10 protein-coding genes and 1 CRISPR repeat array (1 of these 11 running past the window's edge) are annotated in these 13713 nt (G+C 49.4%); of the genes, 2 read left to right on the forward strand and 8 right to left on the reverse strand.

Annotated elements, in window-relative coordinates; genetic code table 11:
* Positions 1-2586: direct repeats of the CRISPR family, unit length 47 nt; unit sequence GCTGTTTCCAATGGTTCAAAGATACTAATTTGAAAGCAAATCACAAC (it extends 520 nt beyond the left edge of the window).
* 78 nt (positions 2587-2664) lie between these two features.
* Together EII41_RS00250 and EII41_RS00255 are read left to right on the forward strand one after the other, a co-directional pair.
* Complete coding sequence (locus EII41_RS00250; RefSeq protein WP_124788948.1) at positions 2665-3327, forward strand: hypothetical protein; 663 nt, start codon at positions 2665-2667, stop codon at positions 3325-3327.
* 12 nt (positions 3328-3339) lie between these two features.
* Positions 3340-4572, forward strand: coding sequence for a Cof-type HAD-IIB family hydrolase (locus EII41_RS00255; protein ID WP_124788949.1), 1233 nt, complete (start codon positions 3340-3342; stop codon positions 4570-4572).
* Here the strand turns inward: EII41_RS00255 and murQ are convergent.
* From murQ to EII41_RS00295, 8 genes are read right to left on the reverse strand one after another with little or no spacing between them, the layout of a single operon-like run.
* Positions 4556-5389: an N-acetylmuramic acid 6-phosphate etherase gene (gene murQ, locus EII41_RS00260; protein WP_124788950.1), complete on the reverse strand. Its 834-nt coding sequence runs from the start codon at positions 5387-5389 to the stop codon at positions 4556-4558. The genes EII41_RS00255 and murQ overlap by 17 nt on opposite strands.
* Complete coding sequence (locus EII41_RS00265; RefSeq protein ID WP_124750415.1) at positions 5386-6237, reverse strand: ATPase; 852 nt, start codon at positions 6235-6237, stop codon at positions 5386-5388. The genes murQ and EII41_RS00265 overlap by 4 nt, the downstream gene beginning before the upstream one ends.
* Complete coding sequence (locus EII41_RS00270) at positions 6234-7403, reverse strand: acyltransferase family protein (RefSeq protein ID WP_124788951.1); 1170 nt, start codon at positions 7401-7403, stop codon at positions 6234-6236. The genes EII41_RS00265 and EII41_RS00270 overlap by 4 nt, the downstream gene beginning before the upstream one ends.
* 10 nt (positions 7404-7413) lie before the next feature.
* A complete protein-coding gene (locus tag EII41_RS00275; protein ID WP_124788952.1) occupies positions 7414-8652 on the reverse strand; it encodes an exo-beta-N-acetylmuramidase NamZ domain-containing protein in 1239 nt (412 codons plus the stop codon).
* 7 nt (positions 8653-8659) lie between these two features.
* Entirely contained in the window at positions 8660-9961 is a 1302-nt protein-coding gene (locus EII41_RS00280; protein ID WP_124750412.1) for an MFS transporter, read from the reverse strand.
* A gap of 16 nt (positions 9962-9977) precedes the next feature.
* Positions 9978-11294 carry a SpoIID/LytB domain-containing protein gene (locus EII41_RS00285; protein ID WP_124788953.1) on the reverse strand — a complete coding sequence of 439 codons (1317 nt, stop codon included), beginning with the start codon at positions 11292-11294 and terminating at the stop codon, positions 9978-9980.
* Positions 11295-11303: 9 nt separating this feature from the next.
* Positions 11304-12236 carry a DUF4922 domain-containing protein gene (locus tag EII41_RS00290; protein ID WP_185711784.1) on the reverse strand — a complete coding sequence of 311 codons (933 nt, stop codon included), beginning with the start codon at positions 12234-12236 and terminating at the stop codon, positions 11304-11306.
* Positions 12236-13702 (reverse strand): glycosyltransferase family 2 protein, encoded by a 1467-nt coding sequence (locus EII41_RS00295; RefSeq protein ID WP_124788955.1) that lies wholly within the window; start codon positions 13700-13702, stop codon positions 12236-12238. The genes EII41_RS00290 and EII41_RS00295 overlap by 1 nt, the downstream gene beginning before the upstream one ends.
* Positions 13703-13713 lie beyond the last annotated feature (11 nt).

The following is a 13713-nucleotide window of genomic DNA, read 5'->3' on the forward strand; positions in this document are numbered from 1 at the left end:
TTTCGCGCCACGTGCTGTTTCCAATGGTTCAAAGATACTAATTTGAAAGCAAATCACAACACCCTGTTCGTTTTTACTTCAATCTTAAACGCTGTTTCCAATGGTTCAAAGATACTAATTTGAAAGCAAATCACAACATGCCTCTGGCAAGTGTAATAAACTCTTCGGCTGTTTCCAATGGTTCAAAGATACTAATTTGAAAGCAAATCACAACATCATCGATATACACGTGCGCATACACCTGCTGTTTCCAATGGTTCAAAGATACTAATTTGAAAGCAAATCACAACTTGATTTCTCTACAGGTTTCTTCTGTAATGCTGTTTCCAATGGTTCAAAGATACTAATTTGAAAGCAAATCACAACCGGTCGGCTTTGCGGCCTGCCTGCGACGTGGCTGTTTCCAATGGTTCAAAGATACTAATTTGAAAGCAAATCACAACCTCAGTCCGCATATTCATGTATAATAGATGCTGTTTCCAATGGTTCAAAGATACTAATTTGAAAGCAAATCACAACTATTGCTCTCATTACAATCCGCAAAACGAAGCTGTTTCCAATGGTTCAAAGATACTAATTTGAAAGCAAATCACAACACGTGACCATGTGGCCCTCCAGCCGGGGGAGCTGTTTCCAATGGTTCAAAGATACTAATTTGAAAGCAAATCACAACGAAAAGGGGTGTATCCAAAACATGAGAAAGCTGTTTCCAATGGTTCAAAGATACTAATTTGAAAGCAAATCACAACTCAGGTTTATTTTATCCGCACTGATCGTCGCTGTTTCCAATGGTTCAAAGATACTAATTTGAAAGCAAATCACAACTATTTCATATTTCCGGTCTAAATGGGGGCTGTTTCCAATGGTTCAAAGATACTAATTTGAAAGCAAATCACAACATCCTTCACAGCCGCCTTGATAAACATGCTGCTGTTTCCAATGGTTCAAAGATACTAATTTGAAAGCAAATCACAACTTCTTCGCCGTCGGCGCACGGCAGTCGCCGGCTGTTTCCAATGGTTCAAAGATACTAATTTGAAAGCAAATCACAACTTCGCCGTACCAGAAGACCGATACCCACGTGCTGTTTCCAATGGTTCAAAGATACTAATTTGAAAGCAAATCACAACACCGACGGAGTTTCCTATTATTTCCACGAGCTGTTTCCAATGGTTCAAAGATACTAATTTGAAAGCAAATCACAACTGTAGCCCCCGAAGAAATCGGTCGCATAGCGCTGTTTCCAATGGTTCAAAGATACTAATTTGAAAGCAAATCACAACTGGATAGTTTTACTATATTTGTAGCATAAGCTGTTTCCAATGGTTCAAAGATACTAATTTGAAAGCAAATCACAACCACGCTTTTGTCGCGAGCTTGTCTCCGATGCTGTTTCCAATGGTTCAAAGATACTAATTTGAAAGCAAATCACAACTGACCTCAACTCCATCGCTCGTCGAATGAAGCTGTTTCCAATGGTTCAAAGATACTAATTTGAAAGCAAATCACAACTGCACGCCTGCGGCATAAGCAGACATTTTTGCTGTTTCCAATGGTTCAAAGATACTAATTTGAAAGCAAATCACAACTTCAGCATCTCGGCTTCCTTTTCCGTCGTGCTGTTTCCAATGGTTCAAAGATACTAATTTGAAAGCAAATCACAACGGAATGCAGGATGTACTCATCTCGTTCTCAGCTGTTTCCAATGGTTTAAAGATACTAATTTGAAAGCAAATCACAACAACTCCGGGAAAGACAATTCGGAATGGTATGCTGTTTCCAATGGTTCAAAGATACTAATTTGAAAGCAAATCACAACCCCTTTTCGATTGCTTCTATACCCAGCCCGGCTGTTTCCAATGGTTCAAAGATACTAATTTGAAAGCAAATCACAACTAGACACCTTAGCCGGATAGGGAGTCCGGAGCTGTTTCCAATGGTTCAAAGATACTAATTTGAAAGCAAATCACAACTTAGCTTCCAAAGATAACTGTGCTTTATCGCTGTTTCCAATGGTTCAAAGATACTAATTTGAAAGCAAATCACAACCGCAAACGTCATGCTCGCGATCGGCTTTTCGCTGTTTCCAATGGTTCAAAGATACTAATTTGAAAGCAAATCACAACCTCTGCGCTTGTAGGATCGCAGGCTCTCGCGCTGTTTCCAATGGTTCAAAGATACTAATTTGAAAGCAAATCACAACGCCTTCCGGTATCCGGATCGACGGCGATCGGCTGTTTCCAATGGTTCAAAGATACTAATTTGAAAGCAAATCACAACCTTGCTAAATTCAACTGTTTTCCACCCTTAGCTGTTTCCAATGGTTTAAAGATACTAATTTGAAAGCAAATCACAACAGCAGTGCTTTATCAAGCCGTTTATACAAGCTGTTTCCAATGGTTCAAAGATACTAATTTGAAAGCAAATCACAACGAAACTCGCACACGCTTTCGATAACGTGCGGCTGTTTCCAATGGTTCAAAGATACTAATTTGAAAGCAAATCACAACTAACATATGCTACATAGTCGATTGATTTTGCTGTTTCCAATGGCTCAAAGATACTAATTTGAAAGCGTTACCCTTACATCGTTTTGTCCGGGCGTTTGCGGGATACCGTTAAATACCGTATCTTTGGAATCCGATTGATTTTGATTTCAGTGTCATGACGGAACGAAGAAGAACGAAATACGATACGACATTTTTTGAGCGGTATGCCCGCCAATCGCTGATCGACTTGGTGGACGACCGCTTCGAGGCATTAAAGAATTACGACCGCCCGGATTTGCAGGACGAAGTACGTAGCATCGGCATCGAGGTGACACGAGCCATCCGCGAAGACCGTGACGTGGCGCACGCGCTGATCAACGAAATAGCCGGACGTCCGGTGATGAAGGTCTCGGAAGAAGACTGGATGGACATGACGAAATACGGGTACGGATACGGCATCGACGATACGATTATCGGGCGAATGGAATACGAATATTGGGCGGCGGCTCTGCCTTTGCAGCGCATCATCAGGAGTAAGGTGCGTAAGGTAGCCGACGGATTCTACGGTCATTTCCGAAAGTTCGGACTGTATATCTTTTCGAAAGAAAATCTGACAGACGATACGGTTTTCTCGACCATGGAATACACGAGGCAACTGCAAGAAGGAAATGCGCTGAAATACGATGTGATGTATATCTCGCAAATCCACGAACTTTTCGTTTGCGATTTGACCCAAGCCTCGTTCGACGAAATTCCCATCAGCCGTGCTCAATGCCGCAGATTTTACAATGAGGCGCTTCGTCCGGAGGGTGACATAACGAAACATGAAAACCATTAACGATTAAGAGATATGAAGTACAAACTGGTAGTGCTCGATGTAGACGGTACATTGCTTACGAACGAAAAAACAGTCACGCCGCGGACTCGCGCGACCTTAATCAAGGTACAGCAGATGGGTGTCAAACTTGTGCTGGCTTCGGGAAGACCGACGTATGGCGTGGTCGGACTGGCGAAGGAATTAGAGCTGGATAAAAACGGCGGATATATCCTCTCGTATAACGGCGGACAGATCATCAATGCGCAAACGAACGAACTGCTTTTCGAGAAACGCATCGATCCCGAATTTATGCCTTACCTCGAACGAAAGGCGCGAAAAAACGGTTTTGCCATCTTTACGTATCGCCAAAATACGATCCTGACGAATGACGCTTCGAACCCGCGCGTCGTTCAGGAAGCGCGGCTCAACGGGATGGAGCTACGGGAAACCGATCGATTTGCGGAAGAGATTGATTTCCATCCCTGCAAAGTCATGCTCGCCAGCGACGACGAAAAAGCGCTCGTTGGCCTCGAAGAACATTGGAAGAAACGGCTGGCCGGTACGTTAGACGTGTTCCGTTCCGAGACGTATTTTCTCGAAGTCGTGCCGCAGTTTATCGATAAGGCGAATACGCTCAGCGTACTGCTCGAAAAACTCAATATCCCGTCAGCCCATATCGTGGCGTTAGGCGACGGAGTGTGCGACGTAACGATGATCCAGCTGGCCGGACTCGGTATCGCCATGGGAAATGCGCAGGACTCGGTTAAGGCTTGTGCCGACGTCATCACCTTCTCGAACGAAGAAGACGGCGCCGCCGTCGCGCTCGAAAAAGCGATCCTTGCCGATATACGCCCGACGGACATCCCGCTCGACCAGCTGAATGCGGCCGGCAAACACGCGCTGATGGGAAATCTCGGCATCCAATACACGTATGCTTCGGAAGGCCGTATCGAAGCGACCATGCCCGTTGACGAACGTACCCGTCAGCCATTCGGTATCCTGCATGGCGGGGCTACACTGGCCTTGGCCGAAACGGTGGCCGGCCTTGGCTCGATGGTGCTTTGCGCACCCGACGAGATGATGGTCGGTATGCAGGTAAGCGGTCATCACCTCTCGTCGGCGCACGAAGGCGATACGGTGCGCGCCGTGGCGACGATTATCCACAAAGGACGCTCGTCGCACGTATGGAATGTCGATATATTTACTTCGACGGATAAGCTCGTTTCGTCCGTTCGCGTCGTGAACAGTGTTATGAAGAAGCGGTAGGCCCCGGCTTGCGGTAAGCTTCGACGGCTTTTTTCACCGATCCGTGCAGCAGCAGCAGCGCGTTGGCCTGATCGTAGGGCAGCCCCAGCTCCTCGACCAGCATGCGTGTGCCGCGATCGACGAGTTTCTGATTGCTCAATTGCATGTTCACCATCTTATTGCCTTTCACGCGTCCGAGTTTGATCATAACGGTCGTCGTAATCATGTTCAGGATCATTTTCTGTCCTGTGCCCGATTTCATGCGTGAGCTGCCGGTGACGTATTCGGGGCCTACCACCATCTCGATCGCGATGTCGGCCTCGGCAGCCATCGGCGAACCGGGGTTACTGGTGATGCAGCCTGTCAGGATGCCGTGGCGACGTGCCTCGCGCATCGCTCCGATCACGTAAGGGGTGGTGCCCGATGCGGCGATGCCGATCACCGAATCTTTCGGCGTGATATGATGCGCCTGCAATTCTTCCCATCCCCGCGCCATGTCGTCTTCGGCATTCTCCACCGGGTTGCGCAACGCTGTTTCTCCACCGGCAATCAGTCCGATGACCAGTGTGTTAGGCATTCCGAATGTGGGCGGTATTTCCGAGGCGTCGAGCACTCCCAACCGGCCGCTTGTGCCGGCACCCATGTAAAAGATACGTCCGCCCTGTTGCATACGGGGCACGATCTCCGAAACCAGCTTTTCTACCTGAGGAATGGCCTTTTGTACGGCCAATGCCACTTTTTGGTCCTCCTGATTGATATCGTCCAGAATCTCCCGGACGGTTTTCTGTTCTAAATCGCTGTACAGCGAATCTTGTTCTGTTATTTTAATAAATGTCATACGGTTTCTGCTACTGTCGAATAATAAGCGCGTAATCCTTCCATCGGATCGCGCACGATGGTACCGGTACGGATGCCCGTCGCCGCGGCCGCCTCCTCCAGAATATCTTTGTAATAATACGCTACCGAGCCGATAAAATGAGCCTTGTAACGTGTATAATCAAACTGCATTACGTTGCGGGTCAGGAACGATTTGAAAGCGTTCAACACCAGCGAACGGATAGCCGGATGTTCGATGTTTTCGGCCAAGAACGGCGATATGCCGGCCAGAAAACGGTTCGGGAACGGTTGCCGGTATACCCGTTCGATGATATCGGCGGGTGTCAGTTCATACTGCCGGAGGAACTTTTGTTTCAGCTCTTGGCCCATCTGGTTTTTCAGTAAATCACCGATCAGCAATTTACCCAATACCGCGCCACTGCCTTCGTCGCCTAAGATAAAACCGAGCGGCGAGACGTTGGCCGCGATCTTCTCTCCATCGTAAAAGCAAGAGTTCGAACCCGTCCCCATGATACATACGATGCCCGGCGATCGTCCGCAAGAGGCTTTGGCCGCCGCCAGCATGTCGGTATCGACTTCGATCAAACCGCTTACGTCAAGACAGCCTTCCAACACGTTGCGCACAATAGGAACTTTCTCCGGAATGCATCCGGCTCCGAAGAAGTGTACTTCACAAAAACGATTCGAATTCAGCTGCGGAAGCAAGGTCCGCTCAATTTCATGTCCCATCTCTTCCGGTGTCTGAAAGAAAGGGTTCATTCCTTTTGTAAATATTTCTCCAACGACCTGACCGTGTTCCAGCACACTCCAATGCGTCTTGGTCGATCCGCTATCTGCAATCAGTATCATATTTTGATGTATATTTTTTTCTTATATAAGATAAATCCTATTAACCAGTTGAATGCTACGAAGAGTGCGGCAAACAGGAACGAGCCGCCGTAATCTCCGGCCCAAGGGCGCAGACATACGCCGTACAGAAAGCCTTTCAGCGTAATGGGATCGCCTTGGTATGTGAGGTAGATGCTGCTTAACAAAATGGAAAGAACAGCACCCGCGACATACATGAAGAGCGGATTGACACCGAAGGCCTCGAAGAAACGGCACCATTTCGTATGTCCTTTCACATCGATTATCCAAATGAGCAAAGCGAGTAATCCCGCTGCCATCCCACAGGTCATGAGCACGAACGTAGGCGACCAGATTTTTTTGTTGATCGGGCAGCCGTAGCTCAGCAACCATCCGGTAAAAGCCATGGCGGTTCCGATCAGGAAAAGACGCAGCATTTTATCGCGTACTTCCGTCACCCCGAGCATGGCTCGACCGCAGCAAAAGCCGATCAGTACGTGTGCGATGGCAGGGATGGTACTTAACAATCCTTCCGGTTCGATGCCGTTGTCTTTATACATGTGGTTCACCCCGAGTACGGCACGGTCTACGATCGAAAGAATATTCGTTTCGTTGTATGCGAAACCGTTGCCAACCAACAGCAACACGGTATATCCGCCGAGCAAAGCGGCGATCAGATACGGAATACGGTGATGACGTACCGTCAGCGCGATCAGCGCCGTGGCTCCGTACGAGAGTGCCAGGCGTTGCATCACACCGAGTATGCGCAGATGACCGAAGTTCGATACCGACTGCCAGAGCCTCGCTCCGAACGACAGGCCTTCGTCGGCCAGACCATGCCACGTGCGACACGTCAGCCCGAACCATGCAATCCCGAGCCCGATGGCAAAAATGACGGCCGTTCGCCGGATGATCTTTCGCATGGCGGAATAGCTGAATGTAAAGTCGTATTTCTTGAGCGAAATATAAGTCGATATGCCCATGATGAACATAAAAAACGGAAATACGAGGTCGGTCGGTGTCAGGCCGTGCCATGCCGCGTGTCCCAACGGAGCATATACGAACGACCATGAGCCGGGATTATTGACCATGATCATGCCGGCAATCGTGATACCGCGCAGGATATCGAGTGCCAGCAGACGTTTGTTTGTGGGGGTTGTGAGAGTCATTGCACTAACGTTATTTGTACAGGTAAAACTTCTTCGATTGTTTCTTAAACTGTTCCACGTCTTTATACCAGTATGGGCGTACGTCTTCCCAACGGTTACGCCGGATGAACCCTTCCCGTATGTGGTTGCTCCCGCATACTTTATCGAACATTTGGAAACGAGTGGAATCGGCGTGCGCAAACACGGCGCGGTCGGGGTGGAGCGCCGCTACTTCCTGCATAAAGAGGAACTGTATGTCGCTCAGGGGTGCCCGCCGGTAGTCGGTGATATGCACCTGCACGCCTTGTATAAATTCGCCTTTGTTCGTCGCATAGAACGGCTTGAGGTGGATCGGTCGGAAGGTGACGCCCGGCACGCGTAGCGCGTTCATCCGGCGGGTCAGTTCTGCCGCCTTTATCCAAGGTGCGGCAAACATCTGGAACGGAATGGTATATCCCACACCGATAGAAGCATAACCCAGTTCGCCGAATATCCCGCTAACGGGATAAAAGAACGCCGAATGTGCATGAGGAATATGGGGCGACGGCGGGATCCATTGCAAACCGGTTTGCGTATAATCCATCTTACGCTTCCATCCTTTCATCTTTACTACGTGCAGCTTACATGCCTTACCGGGTTTCTTGTCGGCATTCAGCATCAGTGCCAGTTCACCGCAAGTCAGGCCGTAGATATACGGTATCTTGTATTGGCTGACGAAGGAGAAGAACCCGTCTTCCACGATACAACCTTCCACTTTTAATCCGCCGAGAGGATTCGGACGGTCGAGCACGACAAATTCGATATTGTTTTCGGCCGCTGCTTCCATGGCCAATCCCATCGTGCTGATGTAAGTGAACGAGCGACAGCCGATATCCTGAATGTCATACACCAGCACATCGACGTCCTTCAGCATTTCGGGTGTCGGCTTCCGTGTCGCACCGTAGAGCGAATACACAGGCAAACCCGTTGCCGGATCCGTACCGCTGTCGATCTTATCGCCGGCATGCACATCGCCCCGTACGCCGTGTTCAGGACCATAGAGCGCCGTGAGGTTCACGTTAGGCGCTTCGTGTAAAATATCGATCGTCGATCGAAGGTGATTATCTACTCCCGTCGGGTTTGTAATCAATCCTACGCGTTTACCTTCAAGGCATTGGAAGCGTTGTTCTTTCAGTACTTCCAAACCGGTCTTAATCGTAATCTTTTGTGCCTGCGTCGTCAGCACCGACAACGTGCACAAACACCATACAATGATATGAATACGTTTCATCCGTCGATTATGATTTGATTTTCTTCCCGAAATCGGGCGCTATTTTATTTCTAACTAAGAGGGAGGCGATAATACCCGGCAGGGTACAGAAACACACCCAAATGAAAAAGTTCGTGTATCCGATGTTTTCCTGAATCCATCCGGCTACCATCCCGGGCAACATCATCCCCATCGCCATGAAACCGGTACCGATGGCATAATGCGCCGTTTTATGTTCTCCCTCGGCAATGTAAATAAGGTATAAGGTGTAAGCCGTAAATCCGAAACCGTATCCGAACTGTTCGATGGCGACCGACATAATCACGAGCCATGTATCGGGCGTGGCGGCCGAGAGGTAGACGTAGAGCAGGTCGGGGAGATTGATCGCCAGTGCCATAGGTAATATCCAGCGTTTGAAACCGTGCCGGGAAACGACGATACCGCCCAATATACCGCCCAGCAGTAAAGCGATCACACCAATGGTTCCGTAAATCATCCCCACGGTCGCAGTCGATAGTTCCAATCCGCCGGCCTCGGGATTATCGAGCAGGAACGGAGACGCTATTTTAACAAGTTGCGATTCTCCCAGTCGATACGTCAGCAGGAAGAAGAACATCAACCCCAGATTTTCCTTTTTGAAGAACGACGTGAATGTACGGAAGAAGTCTTCCAATAACTTACCCGCAGTTACTCCTGTTCTTTTAGCGTCGCTGTCGGGCCTGGGCAAAATGAATTGATGGTATACCGTCAGCCCGATAAAGATGGCCGTCAGAAGATAGAAAGTAATGCTCCATGCCATGGGTATGCGAAGAGGTGTGTCGGCCAACAGCGGGCCGGTTTCCAACCATCCGGCAAACATGACGAGAATACCTTGCCCGAAAATATTGGCCAACCGGTAAAACGTGTTACGGATACCGACAAAAAAAGACTGCTCGCCCGAAGTAAGCCCGAGCATATAAAAGCCGTCCGCCGCAATATCGTGCGTTGCTGAGCTGAACGCCAGCAGCCAGAAGAAAGCGAGCGTCAGTTGCAGGTAATAATCGGTCGGGATAAAGAAGGCGATGCCTGCAAACCCTGCCCCGATAAGGAGCTGCATGCTGACGATCCACCAGCGTTTCGTCTTCAGCAGATCGACGAACGGGCTCCAGAACGGCTTGATTACCCAGGGCAGATACAGCCAGCTGGTGTAGAGCGCAATCTCGGTATTTGAAAGTCCTAAACGTTTATACATGATGACGGCTACCGTCATGACGGCTACATAAGGCAGTCCTTCCGCAAAGTAAAGCGTCGGCACCCATCCCCACGCGTTCGTTCTTTTCTCTGTTTTCATTTGTTGTTTGTTTTAGTTAATCGTATGCTTTTTCGATGGATGCGTCGATATAATAATGTAACAGAATCTTATCGTAAGGGTATTGCTGCTCGCCCATGACAGCTGCGCCGATCTGGCATAGCCCTACGCCATGCCCCCATCCCGCGCCGGTCAGGGTAAAACGCCCGGGGATTCCGTCCGAGATGTCGACTTTGTCTATCACGAAAGCAGAACTATACAGGTGCGACGTCGATAACGTGCGTCGTATCTCCAGCTCTTTTCCGATGGTCAACGTGCGCTTGCTACCCACAATTTTCAACTTGATCAGCCGTCCGGATGTACCGCGTTCGACAGGCACCAGATCGATAATCCGGCCGAAGTCGATACCTGACCGTTCACGGATCAGTGCAGCCAGTTCGTCTTGTCCGTACGTCACCGTCCAACGATAAAACTGCGTTGTCTCCTGATCATAGTGATTAAGAACCTGCGAGAGAATCTTCGCGTCGGCGGTATTGCAGAAAGCTTCCGGCGATGTACGTATCCATCGGTCGGCTTCGGCTTCTACGGTCAGATCAGGTAATTCCGTCACGGTTTTACTGTCGCGCTGTTTCGCCAGATAAGGATGCTCAACCTCTTCCCAGCAGCTCCCGAATTCTTCGAAGACGCCTCCGCAACATTTCGAGAAACGGGCATCGCAAATTTTCCCGCCGTACATCAGCAGCTCGCCACGGGTAGCGGCTACAGCTTCCCGTACGGTCTCTGTCGAAGCGCGGGTGATTCCCTGATAGCGTTGGCAGTGGTCGTCGGCACAGACATCGAAATGAAGATGATCTTCCCGGTCGTACCATTTGATTAACTCCTCATCCGTCTGTGTGCATGTCGTGTACGTATCTTGCTTGTCGGCAAGCGCTTTGTTTTTCTCCATTTGCGCCAGCAGCCAGCTTCGTGAAATGACGGCGTGCGCTTTCAACAGTTCAAGCGAGGCCGTAGCACTCATCTCGGACGAAATCACGCTGATCAGATAATCTTCGACTCCAATCACATTGATGCCGGTCAGTTTGCCGTTTTCGACAATCACATGGAACGCTCCCTGAAAACGTTGATGTTCTTTACGTTCCCAATGAAAATTAATCCCGATCGTTACATCCCGAATCTCGAAACTTCCCGATAACGCGTCTACCGGCTCGAATTGCAGCTCGTCGTACAGACGACCTTGCCAGATGATTTGACCGTTTTTATACGTCACCGTCTGCGTGCCGCTTACTTCGCACCCATCGATGCGATACGGAGCAAGTAAGACGAATTCAATTTCCGGCTCGAAAAGGATGCCGACTTTTACTTTCGGTTCTGTCATAGCTTTTTCTTATACGTTTTCTTTAATCTGTTGCTGTAACCGACGGAAATCTTCCGGTCGGATGCTGACTTCTTCCATCACCTGACGGATGGTTTGCAAGGTAATCTTATCGTAATCTTTTTCCTGTACAGTAATGAACACTCCGCCCATATCTACCGATCCCGGACTGATCAGGAGGTTTTCTTCTCCTTCGGCATAATAGCAGGCCGGCCGGTGGGCAGCCCTCGGGAAGATACACATGAACCATTTACCCTGTTCGTACCATGCCAGCAAGTTCATCATCGGTTCTCCGGATGTTTCATCCGGCGTCATTACACGGTAAATGGTCTCAAACAGATGGATGGCGTCCACTTTCTCACTTGCTTCGATGACTAATCTCGGTGCCGGTGTCCGATCTGCGTACCATAGAATGGCGTCGTTATATCGGAGAACCTCCCCGGATATTCCGTGTCGCGGGTTTTCTTCTACCGGCAACAGTCCTTTGTTTCCTGCCTGAAAATGAAAATGGTCAGGAGCCGATGCTCCGCATTTGGGACCGTTGTAAAACACCACATAACGGTCGAGTTCCTGTGCCAGATCGAGCATATCGTCGATGCGTCCTTCGATGCGCTGGTCGACATGCTGCATCTCGGGGATCGTCAGATGGCGCGGAAAAATCGGGAACGGGTTGACCAATATCTGATAACGCGTTTTGAACGCGATGCCCCGCTGCTCGACCGGCAGATGATGCGGACAGAGGAAACAGGCACGGGCACGGATGGATTGCGTATCGACCTTGGCCGACGAAGAGGTGATGCGTGCGGGATTGAATTGCACCTTGTACAAGGAATCTCCGTCTTCGAAGTACTTCGTCCGCACTTGATCCAATGCACGATAATTATTACCGGCCAAGGTCCAGACGGCCAGTTGCTCTTCAAACAGCTTATCTACGGTTTCTTGCATCATTGCTTCCGTTTTTTGTTCATGGCGATACGCGCCTCTAATTCCCATGTGCGTATCCTGTCTTTATATACATTATGATGATTCATCTTTACGATATCGAGCGCTGCGTCGGAATTGTCTTCCCAACGGCGGCAAAGATACACCACATCGTAGATACGCCCAATCTGATAATGGCGCGAGAAAGCCAGACCGAGCGCGTAATCCTCGCCATAGCTCGTATTGGGCACTTTAATCTCGCGAAGCAGTGGAGTATAGAACGCCCGCGGAGCACCCAGTCCGTTGATGCGAAGCGCGTTGTTTCGGCCATTGTCGGACGTCCACTCTTTGTGATCGATAATGCCGGGCGGGATCATCTGCATGTGGAAGTCCGTCATCATGTACGTCCCTACGACCATCGCACATTGTTGTTCGTAGAAGGTATCCACCATTTTCTGCAGCGTATGTTCGTCCTTGTACACATCATCACTGTCGAGCTGTACGGCAAATTTACCGCAGGCTTCGTGGTGTACACCGGTGTTCCAGCACCCGCCGATCCCGAGGTCGGTTCGTTCCGGAATCAGATGGATCACGCGTTCATCGGATGTGTATTTCCGAATGGCTTCGGTCGTGCCGTCGGTCGAATGATTATCGATGATAATCAGGTTGTATTTGAATGTTGTTTGTTGATTTAATACAGAGCGAATCGCGTCTTCGACGGTGCGCACACGGTTGCGCACAGGGATGATCACTGAAGCCTCATATTCGAAATGTCCGGCATCGAAAGCGATTGACCCGAACGAAGGTTCCAGATATCCGCCAATCTCTTTCAGATGCTCCGTGCAGGCTTGCTCCATCTCGATTTGTACGTCACGGTTCTTCGGGTCTACATAATCGAATATCTTCTCGCCGCTCTTACGCGTGTCAGACAGGACTTCGGTATACAAATATTCATTGATATGTACCAGCGCATTCTTTTGAGACAACTTTAACCGCAAGTCATACAGTCCGGCAAACCGGTAGGGTGACGTCATGCGTGCGGCAGCTTCGCGGAAGGCATCCGAACGGAACAGTAATACGGAGCCGAAGTCGAAATCGTCGCGCAGACTTCCCATCTGATAATCGATGACCGGCGCCTGCTTTTGGGTCGTTCCTGCTGTCTGATACCGGTCGGCATATACCATTCCGGCTTGTGTATCTTCGAGGATTTGCACCATACGTTCCAGCGCGAAATACCCCAAAGCCAGTGTCGAATATTTCGTATAGAAAAGCGTATAATCCGTTTCGGCTTTTTCAGCCATAGCCCGGATCGTCTCGCTACCGAAAAGCGATGAAACCGTTATCGTTTCACATCCGTCTATCGCAGGCTGCGGCTCTGCGGCAAGCAGATAAATGGAACCTGTCTGCGGACTGCTTTTCAGTGCAGCAATTGTTTCTCGTACTTGTGCTTCGTCTTCCATCGGGATGAAGCAGGTTATCTTTGCTCTCATATCGTTTTGCT

The sequence above is a fragment of the Tannerella forsythia genome, from assembly GCF_003860135.1.
Lineage (GTDB): Bacteria > Bacteroidota > Bacteroidia > Bacteroidales > Tannerellaceae > Tannerella > Tannerella forsythia_A.

Excerpts from the sequence above, each read along its gene's own strand:
- EII41_RS00250 (WP_124788948.1), top strand. The coding sequence starts at position 2,665 with ATGACGGAACGAAGAAGAACGAAATACGATACGACATTTTTTGAGCGG.
- EII41_RS00255 (WP_124788949.1), top strand. The coding sequence starts at position 3,340 with ATGAAGTACAAACTGGTAGTGCTCGATGTAGACGGTACATTGCTTACG.
- murQ (WP_124788950.1), bottom strand. The coding sequence starts at position 5,389 with ATGACATTTATTAAAATAACAGAACAAGATTCGCTGTACAGCGATTTA.
- EII41_RS00265 (WP_124750415.1), bottom strand. The coding sequence starts at position 6,237 with ATGATACTGATTGCAGATAGCGGATCGACCAAGACGCATTGGAGTGTG.
- EII41_RS00270 (WP_124788951.1), bottom strand. The coding sequence starts at position 7,403 with ATGACTCTCACAACCCCCACAAACAAACGTCTGCTGGCACTCGATATC.
- EII41_RS00275 (WP_124788952.1), bottom strand. The coding sequence starts at position 8,652 with ATGAAACGTATTCATATCATTGTATGGTGTTTGTGCACGTTGTCGGTG.
- EII41_RS00280 (WP_124750412.1), bottom strand. The coding sequence starts at position 9,961 with ATGAAAACAGAGAAAAGAACGAACGCGTGGGGATGGGTGCCGACGCTT.
- EII41_RS00285 (WP_124788953.1), bottom strand. The coding sequence starts at position 11,294 with ATGACAGAACCGAAAGTAAAAGTCGGCATCCTTTTCGAGCCGGAAATT.
- EII41_RS00290 (WP_185711784.1), bottom strand. The coding sequence starts at position 12,236 with ATGCAAGAAACCGTAGATAAGCTGTTTGAAGAGCAACTGGCCGTCTGG.
- EII41_RS00295 (WP_124788955.1), bottom strand. The coding sequence starts at position 13,702 with ATGAGAGCAAAGATAACCTGCTTCATCCCGATGGAAGACGAAGCACAA.